The 14,710-nt window shown below is 39.0% G+C and carries 21 protein-coding genes; 19 read left to right on the plus strand and 2 right to left on the minus strand.

What is annotated here, in order from left to right; genetic code table 11:
• Positions 1-166 precede the first annotated feature (166 nt).
• The 18 genes from FTV37_RS18175 (at position 167) to FTV37_RS12640 (ending at position 12,423) form a co-directional block, all read left to right on the plus strand.
• Positions 167-325: a DUF2569 family protein gene (locus FTV37_RS18175; RefSeq protein ID WP_180064013.1), complete on the plus strand. Its 159-nt coding sequence runs from the start codon at positions 167-169 to the stop codon at positions 323-325.
• Positions 326-543: 218 nt separating this feature from the next.
• Positions 544-753, plus strand: coding sequence for a hypothetical protein (locus FTV37_RS12565; protein WP_180021366.1), 210 nt, complete (start codon positions 544-546; stop codon positions 751-753).
• Positions 754-858: 105 nt separating this feature from the next.
• The gene (locus FTV37_RS12570; RefSeq protein ID WP_180064014.1) at positions 859-1,116 is read left to right on the plus strand and encodes a hypothetical protein; all 258 of its coding nucleotides are present in this window, start codon (positions 859-861) and stop codon (positions 1,114-1,116) included.
• A 752-nt stretch (positions 1,117-1,868) separates the two neighbouring features.
• Complete coding sequence (locus tag FTV37_RS12575) at positions 1,869-2,111, plus strand: DUF6868 family protein (RefSeq protein WP_078191128.1); 243 nt, start codon at positions 1,869-1,871, stop codon at positions 2,109-2,111.
• A 106-nt stretch (positions 2,112-2,217) separates the two neighbouring features.
• Entirely contained in the window at positions 2,218-2,919 is a 702-nt protein-coding gene (locus tag FTV37_RS12580) for a DUF1003 domain-containing protein (RefSeq protein ID WP_168378549.1), read from the plus strand.
• Positions 2,920-3,526: 607 nt separating this feature from the next.
• A complete protein-coding gene (locus FTV37_RS12585) occupies positions 3,527-3,985 on the plus strand; it encodes a GIY-YIG nuclease family protein (protein WP_180064015.1) in 459 nt (152 codons plus the stop codon).
• An 85-nt stretch (positions 3,986-4,070) separates the two neighbouring features.
• Positions 4,071-4,736: a pseudouridine synthase gene (locus FTV37_RS12590; protein WP_180064016.1), complete on the plus strand. Its 666-nt coding sequence runs from the start codon at positions 4,071-4,073 to the stop codon at positions 4,734-4,736.
• 497 nt (positions 4,737-5,233) lie between these two features.
• Complete coding sequence (locus FTV37_RS12595) at positions 5,234-6,169, plus strand: hypothetical protein (RefSeq protein WP_180027254.1); 936 nt, start codon at positions 5,234-5,236, stop codon at positions 6,167-6,169.
• A gap of 133 nt (positions 6,170-6,302) precedes the next feature.
• Positions 6,303-6,689, plus strand: a complete 387-nt coding sequence (locus FTV37_RS12600) for a ribonuclease E inhibitor RraB (RefSeq protein WP_180004730.1) — start codon at positions 6,303-6,305, stop codon at positions 6,687-6,689.
• Between the two features lie 332 nt (positions 6,690-7,021).
• Entirely contained in the window at positions 7,022-7,468 is a 447-nt protein-coding gene (locus FTV37_RS12605; protein WP_180009873.1) for an SRPBCC family protein, read from the plus strand.
• A 45-nt stretch (positions 7,469-7,513) separates the two neighbouring features.
• On the plus strand, positions 7,514-7,882 hold the full coding sequence (locus tag FTV37_RS12610) for a DUF488 domain-containing protein (RefSeq protein ID WP_180048972.1): 369 nt from the start codon (positions 7,514-7,516) through the stop codon (positions 7,880-7,882).
• A 156-nt stretch (positions 7,883-8,038) separates the two neighbouring features.
• Positions 8,039-8,380, plus strand: a complete 342-nt coding sequence (locus FTV37_RS12615; RefSeq protein WP_180041515.1) for a zinc ribbon domain-containing protein YjdM — start codon at positions 8,039-8,041, stop codon at positions 8,378-8,380.
• Positions 8,381-8,542: 162 nt separating this feature from the next.
• A complete protein-coding gene (locus tag FTV37_RS12620; protein WP_180064017.1) occupies positions 8,543-8,905 on the plus strand; it encodes a 5-carboxymethyl-2-hydroxymuconate Delta-isomerase in 363 nt (120 codons plus the stop codon).
• Positions 8,906-9,170: 265 nt separating this feature from the next.
• Positions 9,171-9,506: a YegP family protein gene (locus FTV37_RS12625; RefSeq protein ID WP_078191118.1), complete on the plus strand. Its 336-nt coding sequence runs from the start codon at positions 9,171-9,173 to the stop codon at positions 9,504-9,506.
• Positions 9,507-9,694: 188 nt separating this feature from the next.
• Positions 9,695-10,375 carry a DUF2939 domain-containing protein gene (locus tag FTV37_RS12630; RefSeq protein ID WP_180064018.1) on the plus strand — a complete coding sequence of 227 codons (681 nt, stop codon included), beginning with the start codon at positions 9,695-9,697 and terminating at the stop codon, positions 10,373-10,375.
• A 28-nt stretch (positions 10,376-10,403) separates the two neighbouring features.
• A complete protein-coding gene (locus FTV37_RS12635; protein WP_218946117.1) occupies positions 10,404-10,850 on the plus strand; it encodes a nuclear transport factor 2 family protein in 447 nt (148 codons plus the stop codon).
• A 304-nt stretch (positions 10,851-11,154) separates the two neighbouring features.
• Positions 11,155-11,280 carry a hypothetical protein gene (locus tag FTV37_RS17920; protein ID WP_257224336.1) on the plus strand — a complete coding sequence of 42 codons (126 nt, stop codon included), beginning with the start codon at positions 11,155-11,157 and terminating at the stop codon, positions 11,278-11,280.
• A 90-nt stretch (positions 11,281-11,370) separates the two neighbouring features.
• Entirely contained in the window at positions 11,371-12,423 is a 1,053-nt protein-coding gene (locus tag FTV37_RS12640) for a DUF1176 domain-containing protein (RefSeq protein ID WP_180064019.1), read from the plus strand.
• Positions 12,424-12,502: 79 nt separating this feature from the next.
• On the opposite strand, the gene FTV37_RS12645 is transcribed toward FTV37_RS12640, so the two are convergent.
• Entirely contained in the window at positions 12,503-13,270 is a 768-nt protein-coding gene (locus FTV37_RS12645; RefSeq protein WP_078191115.1) for a hydroxymethylpyrimidine/phosphomethylpyrimidine kinase, read from the minus strand.
• 98 nt (positions 13,271-13,368) lie between these two features.
• On the opposite strand from FTV37_RS12645, the gene FTV37_RS12650 reads away from it, so the two are divergent.
• The gene (locus FTV37_RS12650; protein ID WP_180041527.1) at positions 13,369-14,040 is read left to right on the plus strand and encodes an HAD-IA family hydrolase; all 672 of its coding nucleotides are present in this window, start codon (positions 13,369-13,371) and stop codon (positions 14,038-14,040) included.
• Positions 14,041-14,068: 28 nt separating this feature from the next.
• Here the strand turns inward: FTV37_RS12650 and FTV37_RS12655 are convergent, their stop codons facing one another.
• Complete coding sequence (locus FTV37_RS12655) at positions 14,069-14,518, minus strand: hypothetical protein (protein WP_168378559.1); 450 nt, start codon at positions 14,516-14,518, stop codon at positions 14,069-14,071.
• Between the last annotated feature and the right edge of the window lie 192 nt (positions 14,519-14,710).

Genomic DNA, 14,710 nt, shown 5'->3' on the forward strand with positions numbered 1-14,710 from the left:
AGTAACTTGGACCAGTGTTGATCATTTAGCATTGTTCGAGGCATAGCGAGTGTAAAATTGGGTTTGGCGATTTAATTTTACTATCTCGCTATTTTTTTAATCAACAAATGTCAACAGACCCTAATAAATATAAAATTAAAAATCAGAAACTGAGTATTAGCAAAGTTTGATAAAGATTATAAAAATTATAAGAAGCGCTACTGATACACAGACCATCATACAGTTAGCGACGAGTACTATGGGTTGTCTGATTTGGACGCCGTATTTGTTGATGTCAGTTCGAGTGAAAAATACCTTTACTCAACATTCCAAGCACTTGGCTTAAGCGCAAAAAATGCAATCGAGCAATCGCACCTATCCGTCCTAAAAGAGCACATCATTATGCGTTTAAGTCATCCAAGAGACGCCTAAAAAAATCTTTAAAATTCGATTGATTTTTGAACAATAAAGGCATAATTTTATTATGTGATTATAAATCACATAATTTTTATATGGATTTATTAATCTTTTGAATTTTATAAAAAATAATGAGGGGAATGGTAGATGATTAAATTTATAGTCGATGAAAATGCCTTAACGAATGGCTCGCATTTAATTCACAATGGCACGCAAGGATGCGTAGACATGCCGCAGTTTGAGCAGCAAATATTGATTGGTTATTTTGCCAATTTTGAACTCGCTTATAAGCGTGCACGTATGAGCTGGCCAACAGAAAAAGTTGTCGGTTGTGATAAGTGTTGTAGTCAAAGCTAGAAATGCAACATGTATGTACCTTGAAATAACGCTGTATATCCAGGAAAAATGGCGCAGAAATTGCTAACTAAAACAGGTAATCGCGTTATTAACAGGATATACAGCATGACCACAGAAACCATCCGTTCTACAAAATATCCAGCAGAGGCGCATGCCTATGCAGCATGGCCTTTGATCTTGATCATCATTGGTGGTGCGATTGGACTGGTTTATGCCGTGATTGCTTATCTGATCAATCTCAAAATATATACATCAGACCTCAGTCGAATGAATAAAATTTTGGCCAATTTACTCTGTGGCATGGCGGCATGTAGTGGTTGGTGGTTTAGCGCACACTGGGTACAAAGCTATTTAGCTCATTGACCAATACCTCGTTGAATAGATCAACCCTAATATCGGCAGAACATGGATAGGCTTAGATCTCTACTCAGAGGACGATACTTTGTGAGTCGTGTTCAACCTAGATGTATGAAGTTAAGGGGGATGAATGCTCAGTGGCTATACATTTTAAGTTTGACGCTGTATTTGCACGTTTGAGCTGTTGTAAAAGAAAATTTTCTTATAATTGGACAAATCTGCAGATAAAAAACGCTGAAATGAGCTGAAAAGATAAAATATCCTGCTAAATCTAAAATGGCTGAAAAAATTTGCTGAATTTGTGGAAAATTAGAAAAACTTAGGAAATTAATCCCGATGCCCTTTGGTTAAAGTATATCTCAAGGGTGTGATAGAGATTGAAAAGAGTAGCATGCTGTCAGTGGTGCAAAACACGCGTACAGTACTCACCCAAAAGGTCTCGATTCAGCTTAGGACGCTATAAACCAGAAGTTTATAGGCTATAAGATCATGACTTATAAAGTGATGATAGTTGAAGTAAACAACATTGTTTTCTCTTATACCACCCCAAAAATTTAAGCCAAAATAAAAAAGAATAATAAATCATTACTCCTTTAATCCGCACAAAACAAACCACACCAGTTAAATCAGCACAAGCTCAAAGATCGTCAGGCATCTCTCTTAAAAATAGTCCAAATCTAAGCGGAAATTTAAAAGCAATATTCAATTGCTCGAAAGGGGCATAAACTAAGGATAAAAATACGCTTAGGAGATTTGCCATGAACTTGAGTCATTTAAGCGATTTCTTGCTGTATAGCTTAGTGATTAACTATCTGATTTTAATCATTTGGTTTGTGGTATTTGTCTTTGCTAAAGATTGGATGAAACGCCTGCATGGGCAGTGGTTTAAGCTGAGCGATCAGCAGTTTGACGCTATTCATTATGGTGGAATGGCTGTCTATAAAATTGGTATTTTACTTTTGAATTTAACCCCCTATATTGCATTGCACTATCTAAAATAGGCTTAACCATAAAAAATACTGAGTGTAAAAGCACAAGCTGCTTGCATTAAATTTAGGCAAAACAGTATGCTCAAAAGAACATAAAATTCAATTGGGCAAGACAAGAATGAACGGGAAAGTAGAATGCCGTACTTGTTTGGTGTGCAAAAAAAGTTTCCCACTGAAAAATATGATTCCAATGGGAACCGTGCGTAAAGTCATTACAGAAGAAATTGCACAGGATTTTCCTGAATCTGGTGCTCAGGACTATATATGCCAAACTGATTTGACCAAATACCGTATGCAATATGTACAGTCAATTCTGAACTCCGAACAAGGCGAAGTCTCCAATTTAGAATATGAAGTGCTGAACAGCATGCAGCAGCATGATCTGATTAGCAAAAATGTTGAAGAAAAGCTGGATCAGCAGTGGAGTTTTGGCGAAAGGCTAGCGGATAAAATTGCAACATTCGGCGGTAGCTGGGCATTTCTTATTTGTTTTACATTGTTTTTAGCGGTGTGGATTTTAGTCAATACGGTGGTGATGGTGAAGCACCCTGCTGATCCTTATCCTTTTATTTTGCTGAATTTGATGTTGTCTTGCCTCGCTGCCATACAAGCGCCCATTATTATGATGAGCCAGAACCGTCAAGAAGCCAAAGACCGCATGCGTTCGGAGAATGATTATCAGGTGAATTTAAAAGCTGAATTAGAAATTCGCCATTTACATGAAAAGATAGATCATTTGTTGATGCATCAATGGGATCGTCTTGCCAAGATTCAGGAAATTCAGCTGGATTTGCTGTCTGAAATGAGTAAAAAGAAGTAATAGTTTGCTTTGAACAGCATAAATAATTGTTGTTTGAGTACTAAGTTGTGGCGGAAATTCTCGGAAAAAGTCATTTATAAGATGGAAAAAATGCTAAAAAATGATACAAGGAGAAAATATTTTCAATATATCTTTAAATGTGAAAAATATTTTTAAAATAAGCCAAAAACAGTAATTTTCAGGGAAACAATCCCTCTTCGATATCACTACTATATATCCCAAGGGTGTTACAGAGATTGAAAAGAGTAGCATGCTGTCAGTGGTGCAAAACACGTGTACAGTACTCACCCAAAAGGTCTCGATTCAGCTTAGGACGCTATAAACCAGAAGTTTATAGGCTATAAGATCATGACTTACAAAGTGATGATAGTTGAAGTAAACAACACTGTTTTCTCTTACACCCTAAAAAATTTTAAAGAATTCAAACGAATAATAAATCCTTCCATCTTTTTCAAAATTCCAAACTTCGCATGTATTCCCAACACACTTTGATCATTGCTGATGTAATAAATATCACGCAGAAGATCTTAAACTTAATCTAAGCTTCAGATTGTCCTTTTCAACAAAGTTGTTATGCTTAACTGTCTAAATTTTAAATAATTTTGTTATGGGTTATCTTGATCAATTGATACAGGATTGTCTGCAGGCACAGCAGACTAAAGCGGAATGTATATTTGAGTTTTCAAGTTTTGATGATCTTGCTCAACATGCACTTTATATTTACGTGATAGAGCTAGTCGGTGGCGATATACAGCAGACATATCAGGACTATGCCGCATTTAAGGCATTGAAAACCCATGCCTGTGCCAAGTTAAATCAACCCAATCACATTTTGTATGTCGGATCATCACGAACAGGTATAAAGAGCCGTTTAAAACAACATTTAGGTCTTGGGCCTAAACAAACCTATGCCTTGCATTTGTCGCAGTGGTTTCAGGGCGAATATCGCATCACACTACATCAGTATCCATCAACCACGAGTTCAAGCATCTTACAATTACTGGAGGATGATTTATCTCATTCATTAGCACCTGCCTTTGGTAAATTGGGGACCAATAATCGTTAGGGTAGAACCTGATCGGTCAAAGTCGATTGACAGCGAATTAGTCAGTTGTTATTTTGCCGACATTCTCCCAGTACACAGTCTGTCCATGCCTTTAGATCCCAGCTTTGTCTATGCGCCGCCTCAAGGTCCTCTACGTATTTTGTATGAAGATGCAGACTTGGTTGTCATCGAAAAACCAGCGGAATTGTTGTCGGTTCCGGGACGTTTGCCTGAGCATCATGACAGTGCCTACCTTCGTGTTTTGGAGCAGTATCCTGCTGCAAAAATTACCCATCGTTTAGACATGGCAACATCAGGCATTTTGATGTTTGCGAAACACCGCGATGCAGAAGTGGCAGTGAGTAAAATGTTCCAAGCGCGGACGGTTCAAAAGCAATATGTGGCTTTAGTTCAGGGCAAACTTGAAGGTGAGGGCAGTGTTGAAGTGCCCCTCATTACGGACTGGGAAAATCGCCCACGTCAGATGGTGCATTTTGAATTGGGCAAACCCTCAAAAACCTTGTATCAAGCCATTAGCTATGACGCAAGCAAGGACATTAGCCGAGTATTATTAACACCAGTGACAGGGCGTTCTCATCAGCTACGTGTACACATGATGCATATTGGGCACCCAATTACAGGGGATCAACTGTATCACCCGAATGCAAAACAGAGCTCACTCGGACGGATGGCGTTACATGCTTGCGATCTGGCATTTACCCAGCCTTTAACTCAACAAGCTGTTCATATTCATTGTGCGGCAGAATTTTAAAGCATATTCATGTGAATGCTCATTGTTCATAAAAACTGCTGCATTGAATTAAAACCTTTGGGACTCGTAAAAAGCGCAGAATATCTACAGCTTTAAATAGGTTTTTCTGCTTAAAAATGATTCATGATATACACTATATCCCCAATTTTGGGGATATATAAATAATTTAAATATCTCTATAAAGTATGTGAAAAATTTAGAAAGATTGATATTAAATTTCTTTGTAGCTTTTAGTAAATAAACGCCATTTTTAAGGTTTTATTATATTTTCTAATGAATATTGAATGATTACTTTTTTAATATAAAAATATTTTATTAAAATGATTTAAAACAGCATTTTAGTTAAATTGTGTGCAAGTGTGTATTTGGTCAGATAAATACAGTTTTTTGCATTTATTCTGCTAATATGAAATAAATTATTGATTTTAATTTTTATAAATTAGGTTTGTTTTGGGGAATAAACTTAAATTATTGAAGCTTATTTTGAGGATTGGCAAATGATCAATATTGCTTTAATCGTCCTTATCATCCTATTAATTGTGGCTCTCCTTTTTGTTTATAACCGCAAATTGAAAAATGATAAAACCCTACGTTCACTGCAGGAAAACTTCGATCGTGCGCGGTTAAAACTGGCTGAAACAGAGTCGCAACAAGATGAACTGAATTATGAAATCAGTCAATTACGCATTCAAAACAGTGGCTTAAAAATCCAAGTCGATAAAGTAGCGAAATATCAACATATTGTGGATATTGAACAATATGTTGAGTATCGAACTTTACAGGCAGATGGCTTGTTAGAAGTCACCAAAGCCAATGCAGATATCATGTTGAATGATATTCGCGCCAAGATCGAACAAGTGCGTCAGTATTTGAGCAAATATCAAGAAAAAGCCAAATTACAAACGCAGGAACAAGCCCGTGCCGAGTTAAAAGGTTTATATAGCCAAGCGCTGGATCAGCAGCATTTGGAAAACATCAACCGTGCTTTGGACAACAAAATACGGGGCTATCAGTCAGCGTTCTTTTTGCCTTTACAGAGTATTTTAGATCAGCTGATGGATGGTATGAATGAATCTGCGGCAAAGCAAAATTTGACTGCGGTACGTTGCAAAATGATTGATGCAATGGAGCAGCAATCGACTGCAAACTGTAATTATGTTGATGAAGAACGTCGTTTGGCTGCGATGCAATTATTTACATTGGTGTTTAATAGTCGTGCTGATTTGTATTTAGCCCAATTAAATACCAAAAACTTAGGTGAGCTATTGCAGGCTTTGGCGGATGATTTCACCTTGCTCAATGCGCATGGTGTACATTTTAGTCAGGCACGGGTACTCGACAGTTATCTACAATTACGCTTAGAAGAATTGAAAATGGCAGCTTTGGTTTTACATCTCAAAGAAACTCAGGCCCACATGGATGTTGTGGTTTAATTTGAATTGTTATCAGAAAGATCACTTCGGCGGTCTATTTCTGATTAAAGAGATTTCGCTAATGCAAATTGCAACAATTATCCGTTAATCTAAGTCAACAGAATAAAATTCATAAACGATAAGGAAAAGTACAATGACTCGTGATTTTAAACAATTTCCAGATGATGATAATGGCAATGTGCTGTGGCAGATGCAGCAAGATGGTGATGATTTATCTGTGCCGCACGAAATCGAATATTCAATTGCCTTTTCGAACGAAGCGCAGGCTGAACAGTGTGCATTGTATTTATTGAAAGAAGAGCAAAAAATTTCGTTGTTCCAAGATGAAGAATCAGATCGCGAGGAATGGATTATCACGGTCTATGTCTATATGGAACCTGATTATGAAGATATCGTTGATTTAGAGCAGTGGTTTATTAAAATTGCGGAACAACATTCGGGCGAATATGATGGCTGGGGTTGTATGGCTTATATCTATGAAGATGATGATCTGGAAGAAGATGAAGCACAATTGAGCTAAGTCTCACTATTGCATCTTTAGCAACAAGAACCCAGTCTTTCAACTGGGTTTTTTATTATTTAAATTTTAGAGAAATTGTGTAAAATTTTGATTTTTCAATATTTTTATAAAAAAATCAATATGAATGCAGCTCACAAAACATAACACGGCATTGCGTTAAAGTGATGGGATCAATCTGTAGGATTCGCTATAGTATTGAACAGTAATACACCTTTCTCATACGTCGTAACACTGTTTCGCTTAGATCGTTTCAGTGTGATAAAAATGGACGATAAAGCGAGGGTGAATGCATGTGGATGATTCAGTGAAAACAATGACAAAAGGACATCATCATGAGTAATACTGTTCGATTACATCGTGTTTTTAGTGCACCTGTAGAGCGAGTTTATCGTGCCTTTGTGGAGCCAGATGCTTTGGTGAAATGGATGGCACCGCATGGATTTACCGCCCATGTGGAACATTCGGATGTGCGTGTAGGTGGCTCGTACCGCATGTCGTTTCAAAATTTTTCAACCGGAACCACACACGCTTTTCATGGTGATTATCATGAAGTCGTGCCGAATCATTTACTGCGCTATACAGACCAATTTGATATGCCAGAGTTGGCCGGTCAAATCGAGGTCACTGTTGAGTTTAAAGCGGTATCAGTAGGAACCGAAGTGACGATTGTACAGGCAGGGTTGCCGAGCGTTATTCCACCTGATGCTTGTTATTTGGGTTGGCAGGAGTCTTTACAGTTACTGGCTTTTTTAGTAAATCCAGCGATCCCCGATGAATAATCTGAAGAATGATCGAAAAACTGCAAATAGATGAGGGAGGGCTTAATGACCGTACACATTAAACGTATTTATGATGAGATCAGCCCAGATGACGGTAAACGCATTTTGGTCGATCGCTTGTGGCCGCGTGGTATCAGTAAAGTGAGCGCAGCGCTAGATTTGTGGCCGAAGGCATTGACTCCATCGACAGATTTACGTCGTTGGTACCATCAAGACGAAGAAATGGTTTCTCGATGGGACGAGTTTAAGCAGCGCTATTTGCAAGAAATACAGACCCATCAAGCTGAGTTAGAACAACTGCGCACATGGGGAAAAGAGGAGCCCCTGACCTTACTTACAGCGGCCAAACATATGGATAAAAATCATGCGCATATCTTAAAAGCGTTGATATTAAACACCTCATTAGAGATCTAAAATTTAAACCGATTAGTGCTGTGGCGTTGTGTTATTTACATCGTCATAACTTCACTAAACCATACGATATTTATGGTTTTTAAGTTTATGAAATACATAAAAATGTTATATTAAGTTTTTATGGATTTTTGCGTCCATCTTTTTTTGAGGTCTTTTATGTCTTTACCCAATTGTCCCCAATGTAATTCTGAATATACCTATAATGATGGCGATTTATTGATTTGTCCTGAATGCTCACATGAGTGGCGTGAGGGCGAAAGCGCTGCAGATGAACAGGTGCTGATTAAAGATGCCAATGGCAATGTATTGACCGATGGTGACACGGTTACTGTGGTGAAAGATCTTAAAATTAAAGGTTCATCTTCAGTGGTGAAAGTTGGCACCAAAGTTAAAAATATCCGTCTTTTAGTCGATGCAACAGATGGTCATGACATTGATTGTAAAATTGATGGTATCGGGGCAATGAAGCTCAAATCTGAATACGTGAAAAAAGTTTAAGTTTCGTTTTTGTTCGCTCCAAAGCAACTTTCAATCATCCTAAGCGAAGTCAACACTTGGCTTAGGATGTCTACTTAAAGATGAAATAGATAACTAATCCGCTATAGATTTTATTTTTCAGCCTGCATAATAGACGCATTACAGGTTTGAAATGTCTTTACTATGCCGCATATTCATTTGGAATATTCCAATAACCTTGAGCTTGAGCCTCGTCCTTTACTTAAAGCGCTAAACGCTGCCTTATTTGAATCGGGTCATGTGAGTGCCATCAATGATATTAAGAGCCGTGCTGTCGCTCAACAAGATTTTGTTGTGGGCTTGGATGAACACGCTCAACATGCGTATATGCATGCCAAAGTTTCATTATTGACGGGTCGAACGGTCGAAGTGCAAAAGCAAATTTCATTGTTGTTATTGGACGTGCTGAAACAACATGTCACAGCTTCAGTAGTAGAAGTGCAACTTTGTGTGGAAATTTTAGAAATGAATAAAGCGACGTATTCAAAGCAGATCGTGAGTTCTTAAGACATTCATTACATGCAGAAACGCGCATATATTTTGAAATACATCATGCTGTAAAAATGATGAAATCTGACTTCGGTCGGATTATTTTTTATTGGAATTATTTATTAAAAAATCCCTTTTTGATTAAATTTTGAGCTTTATACTGATCAAAAAAGACATTGAAAAATGTGACCGAGTTCATTTATATTCTGTAGATCAGGTTGAATTTCCAACAACAAATCCTGATCGAATAATAGATAAAACAATGAAAATGAAGGGGTAACCTATGTCGGGATGGTACGAGATCAGTCACTCTAATGATCAGCAGTTCCGTTTTGTTTTAAAAGCGGGTAACGGTGAAATCATTTTAACGAGTGAATTATACAAAGCGAAAGCATCAGCACAAAACGGGATTGAGTCTGTACAAAAGAACAGTGCAGATGACAGCCGTTTTGAACGACTGACAGCCAAAAATGGCAAACCTTATTTCAATTTGAAAGCGGCAAACCATCAAATTATTGGAACTAGCCAATTTTATGCCAGTGAGCAATCGCGAGATAAAGGCATTGAATCAGTTAAAACCAATGGTGCAAGTACCCAAATTAAAGACCTAACGGCTTAAATTTGAAACAACCTGATCGAGACAGTCTTAGCAGGATGAACAAAACCTGAAGGCTCGTCAAAATCACAAGATCAAAAGCAATATGGTTCTCAGATAAGCGCTGTTAGGTAGGATGCTATTCAATCTAGATCAGGCTTATTTGACGGTACATGGAAGTACCACAACTTCACTGGCTAGAGTGGTGAAAGATGAATAAGCAGAATCATATTTTGTATTATGGGCTCATTGCGATCTTGATCATCGTCGTGGGTTGGATGATTGCGTCTCCGTATTGGGTGTTGTATCAAATACGTCAAGCCTATGAGCACAATCAACCTGAAAAAATTGCTCAATATATCGATTTTGCGGCAGTCAAATCGAGTCTAAAACCACAAGTTGAAGACCTCATTCAACAGAAAACTGGGCTACAGCATTTACCTGAATTCGCCCAGTCTTGGGGTGGGCAGCTCAGCACAGTCCTGAGTGCAACGCTAGTCGACAGTCTGGTCAATCCAACCAGTATCATGCTGCTTTTACAAGGCAAAGCATTAAAAGAGTCGATCCAACTACCAGAAATAACCAGACTGACCAATCCGAGCATGATTAGCCCAGGGATTGAACTATTCACGCATGCTGAAAATAAGGTCGCAGCACCACCTCATGCGTCAACATTATCCAAAAATGATGCAACTACAACCGCTGTTGCTTTAAAGCAAAGCCAGCCACTTGAACCCAAAGCAAGCTATAGCGCTTGGAATCGATTTGATCTGTATGTGCCGCTCCAAGGCCTAAGCGAAGTAAAATATACCGTATTTAGTATGCAACGCCGTGGTTGGAGCTGGAAGATCGTTGCAATTCAACTTCCAAACGCCGCCCAGAACAATGCTTGATAAAAAATAAAAGAAATAGGTGCCAGAGATGCAAGATAAAATCAAAATAGTTGGTGACCAACAGGCCGCTGACGAAATTCTGCAATTTTTAGCCAATTGGGATGAGGTCATCTGCCAATTGAAAATTGAAAATATTGCTGAATCCTGCGCAGCAGATGTGTACTTTTTTGATGCCAGTTGTGAAATGCGTGGCTTAATGGCATATCAAAAAATGTGGGAATTTTATCGGGAGTATTTTCGTGAAGGCTTAAAGGTATTTAGGCGGGAATTGGTCATCCATGCAGATCCTGATATTGCCTTTCTGCACTGTTATTCCAAAATTGATGATCAGAGCGGGATACCGACGCCGGGGATCTCGTGGTGTCGTAATACCATTGGGATGAAAAAAACGCAGTCTCAATGGAAGATCGTTCATCAACATATTTCTGTTCCCGTGGATATTGTGACTCATCAAAGTAAAGTGATTACCTTTTAATTCCTCTCGAAACGCAGTATGAAAACAGAGCTATAAAGCTCTGTTTTTTTCTTTGCAAATCATTACATGAAATGCGTATGCAGCCCTAAAACTTCAGCCTAAATTAAAAAATAATGACCATCGTTCAGAAGGGCTTTGTTGCACAAATATTTAAAATGAATACTTCCTCAATTTACTAAAATTTAAGTCACAACTCGGGTAACCGCATTCGCTTTTTATACAGGCGTTGCGCTTAGAGGTCGTAATAGTGTTGCGTTGTGAAGTTTCTATATTTTAAATCGGCAGCCGAATCAAATGGCTGCAAATGACCGATGATGATATGAGTCTGTTAAAAGGACTGGCGGCAGATTTGATGAATACGCTCAGTGATGAAAATGTGAAGCGAAAAAAATGTGAGGAGATACAGCAACTGAATGATTCATCTTCATAATTTCAAATGATGCAGCAGATCTTTTTAGGCTGGAGTTTCGGTGAAAAGCATTTTAAGATGGTTCTAATATAATTATTTTGAGCCAAAGACATGAACAAAAATAATGTCATCTGGCAACTTCTATTGGGCTACGTTGCTGCATTGGGTTGTAGTATGAGCTTTGCTCAAATTCAAGGAAACTATTTTTCACATAAGGATTGGGAAATCGCTTGTGATAATACGGGGACTTGTCGCGTTGCAGGTTATCAAGCGGAGGGCAATCAGCCCGCTATTTCTGTGTTATTACAACGTGCCGCGGGCGCTCAAGCGCAAGTCAGCGCACGAGTAAAACTCGATCCTGAAACCTTCAATGCGGCAAATCAACCACTTCAACTTTATATTTTAGGTAAAAATCAGGGAACTGTGCAGCTTGATGCCAAGACTGCGGAAGGTCAGTTAAGTGCAGCTCAAACTCAAAAACTGATTCAAGCCTTACAAGCCAATCAACCGATTGTGTGGAAAGGCAACAACAAAACATGGTTATTGTCCGTACAAGGTGCTAGTGCGGTTTTGCTCCGTATGGATGATTTTCAAAAGCGAATAGGGACAAATTCAGCATTATTACGTAAAGCCAATAGCAGTTCGGTTAATGTACTCAAACCGAAAAGTATTCCGAAAGTGAATATTCAAAATTACAGTAAAGGCTTACAAACACGGTATGCCGTCAATGCGCCCACCGCCAAACAATTATTTGGATTGATAAAGAAGAAAACGACAGTGGAAGATTGTCCTCAACTCTTTGATGCAAATTTTTTAGAGGATGATCGGGTCGTGGTGTTTCCAATCAATGGGAAAAATGCCTTGGTCGAAGTGCCATGTTGGCGTGGGGCATATAATAGTGGTAATGGTTATTGGTTGATGGATCGCAACTTAAAGCAAATCAAACAATCCGTGACCTTTTCTGGAAGTGGTTTTAGCGAAGGGCAAATTTTTTCCAATCAACGTGGGCGAGGCATTGGTGACTGTCATAGTACGGGGGAGTGGTCTTGGAATGGTCAGCGTTTTATCCAAACCTATATGGCAAAAACCACACAGTGCAAAGGATTTGCTGGTGGTGCATGGGAAATTCCAACCTTAGTATATCGCGTTCAACTCGACTCTTAATTTGAAAAAGCCCTAATATTCAGGGCTTTAAATGATGCAGCGTTTTATTCTATCGGGTTTAAATAAATAACCGAGTACTTTAAAAACGTTTTGGAATTTTCTGTCCTCCGACAACTGGTGATTCAGCGATTTTCAACACACCAAATAGCCATGTTTCGGCATGATGAACAGCCGTTTTGAGCTCATCACCTAAGGCTAAACGCCCTGCAATAAAACTCGCCAATGAACAGCCCGAACCATGATATTCCCCATCCAGTCGTGGACAACGGGTTTCAGAGACTAATTCACCCTGAACATATAACGAGTTTTGGATATAGTCAGGCGTATTTTCATGCCCACCTTTTACTAATACCGCTTGAGCACCCATCGCAAAAAGTTGCGCAGTTGCTTTAGAAATATCCTCTTCACCTGTGAGCGCACGTAATTCTACGGTATTGGGTGTAAGCACAGTGGCAAGTGGAATCAGTTCTGCAAAGGCTTTGACCAAAGTTGCTTGATCGCCCAAAGAACCACCACTATTGGCAACTAAAACGGGGTCGAGAACATAATGATATTCGGGATGTTCACGTAAAAACTCAGCGAGAGCCGCGATATTTTCAGTCGTTCCTAACATTCCTGATTTTACACAGCGAATAGGGAGGTCACCGACGACGGCATGTGCTTGAGCCAGCAATAACTCACGAGAGGTCGCTTCAAACGAATACACTTGTTGTGAGTTTTGAACGGTTAATGCTGTACACGCAATGGCAGCATGTGCGCCACTTTGACCAATGGCTTCAATGTCCGCTTGCAGTCCTGCACCACCTGAAGGGTCAAGACCTGAAAAGCACAGTACAGTAGGGCGCACAATGATGTCCTTATTACACAAAATTTGCGATAGTATAGGCAACTTTGAGCGAACACTCGATAGTATTTTTGCAGAAGTGAATGGATAAGGTACAAGCTGTGATTAAGAATATATTGATCGATCTCGATGGAACATTAACAGATCCAAAAGTTGGCATTACTACTTCAGCACGCTATGGACTGGCGAAAATTGGACATCCCATTTCGGATGAGACCAATATCGATTGGATCATTGGGCCACCTTTGAAAGCCTCTTTGGCCAAAATCCTCAATGTCGATGTGCATAATGTACTTGCAGATCAGGCTTTACTAGGTTATCGCGAGCGCTTTGCAGTGACCGGCTTATTTGAAAATAAAGTTTATCCTGCGGTTGCCGACACTCTAGCAACTTTACAACAGCAAGGCTTTCACTTGTACGTCGCTACAGCAAAGCCGACGGTCTATGCCCGCCAAATTTTAGAACATTTTGATTTGGCACAATATTTTACTGTGATCTATGGCAGTGAACTGAACGGTGAGCGCACCAACAAAGGCGATTTAATTGAATACATTTTGCAGCAAGAACAGTTGGATGCGAAGGAATGTGTGATGGTGGGAGACCGTGAGTACGATATTTTAGGCGCACGCCGTAATGCAGTGCAGAGTATTGCTGTGAGCTATGGTTATGGTAGTGCAGAAGAAATTCAAACGGCTGCACCGGCACTGGTGATTGATCGTTTTAACGATTTGATTTCGAGTATTGAGCAATTGCAGCAGCAGAAAGTGTCGTAGTTGCACCTAATCAAGAGAATGATGCTGATTATTTAAAGATAATCAGCAAAATCAGAAAAATCAGCCCACAGAAAAACCATTTGAGCAAAGGTGACTCATCATTTTTGATGGTTTCTGCTTCGAGTGCGATGCCATGTTTATCGTAGACAAATACAAAATGTGCATTTGCGCTTAGAGCCATTTCTTGAATGGCTTGTAGCTCGAGTGCGCTGACTTCTTCACTTAAGCGTTCTTTTAACTGAATAAAAATAACCGGCTGTCCAAACTCATACCACTTGAAGTGGATCTGTTGTATGAGTTGGTTGAAGCACTGTTCTGCAACATGATAGTTTCGGACAAAACTTCCGCGTTCTATAAACGCCAGAGGGCAGTTTTGTTCAGCTACAATTTGATGATCACGCGTTAAAACTTGCATTTGATCATAATGAATCTGTACCCAAACTGCGTCAGGAAAAGACGCTAATTTTTCTTCTAACATTACTTTTAGGTTTCATTATTATTTTAGTGGATAGCAGTATGTCATTAAAATTTAGAGAAAAATATAGCTGAGATAAAAAAACATCGATCTATCGAGTTTTTGTCTTAAAACGTCTTTCGCAGTTTTGTCACTTTGAATTTTTAACTTCTACAATTGAAATATCTAAATCTTAAGTGTGTTTTTAAAGCCATT

Origin of the sequence: Acinetobacter sp. YH16042, from assembly GCF_013417245.1 — a bacterium.
GTDB lineage: Bacteria > Pseudomonadota > Gammaproteobacteria > Pseudomonadales > Moraxellaceae > Acinetobacter > Acinetobacter amyesii.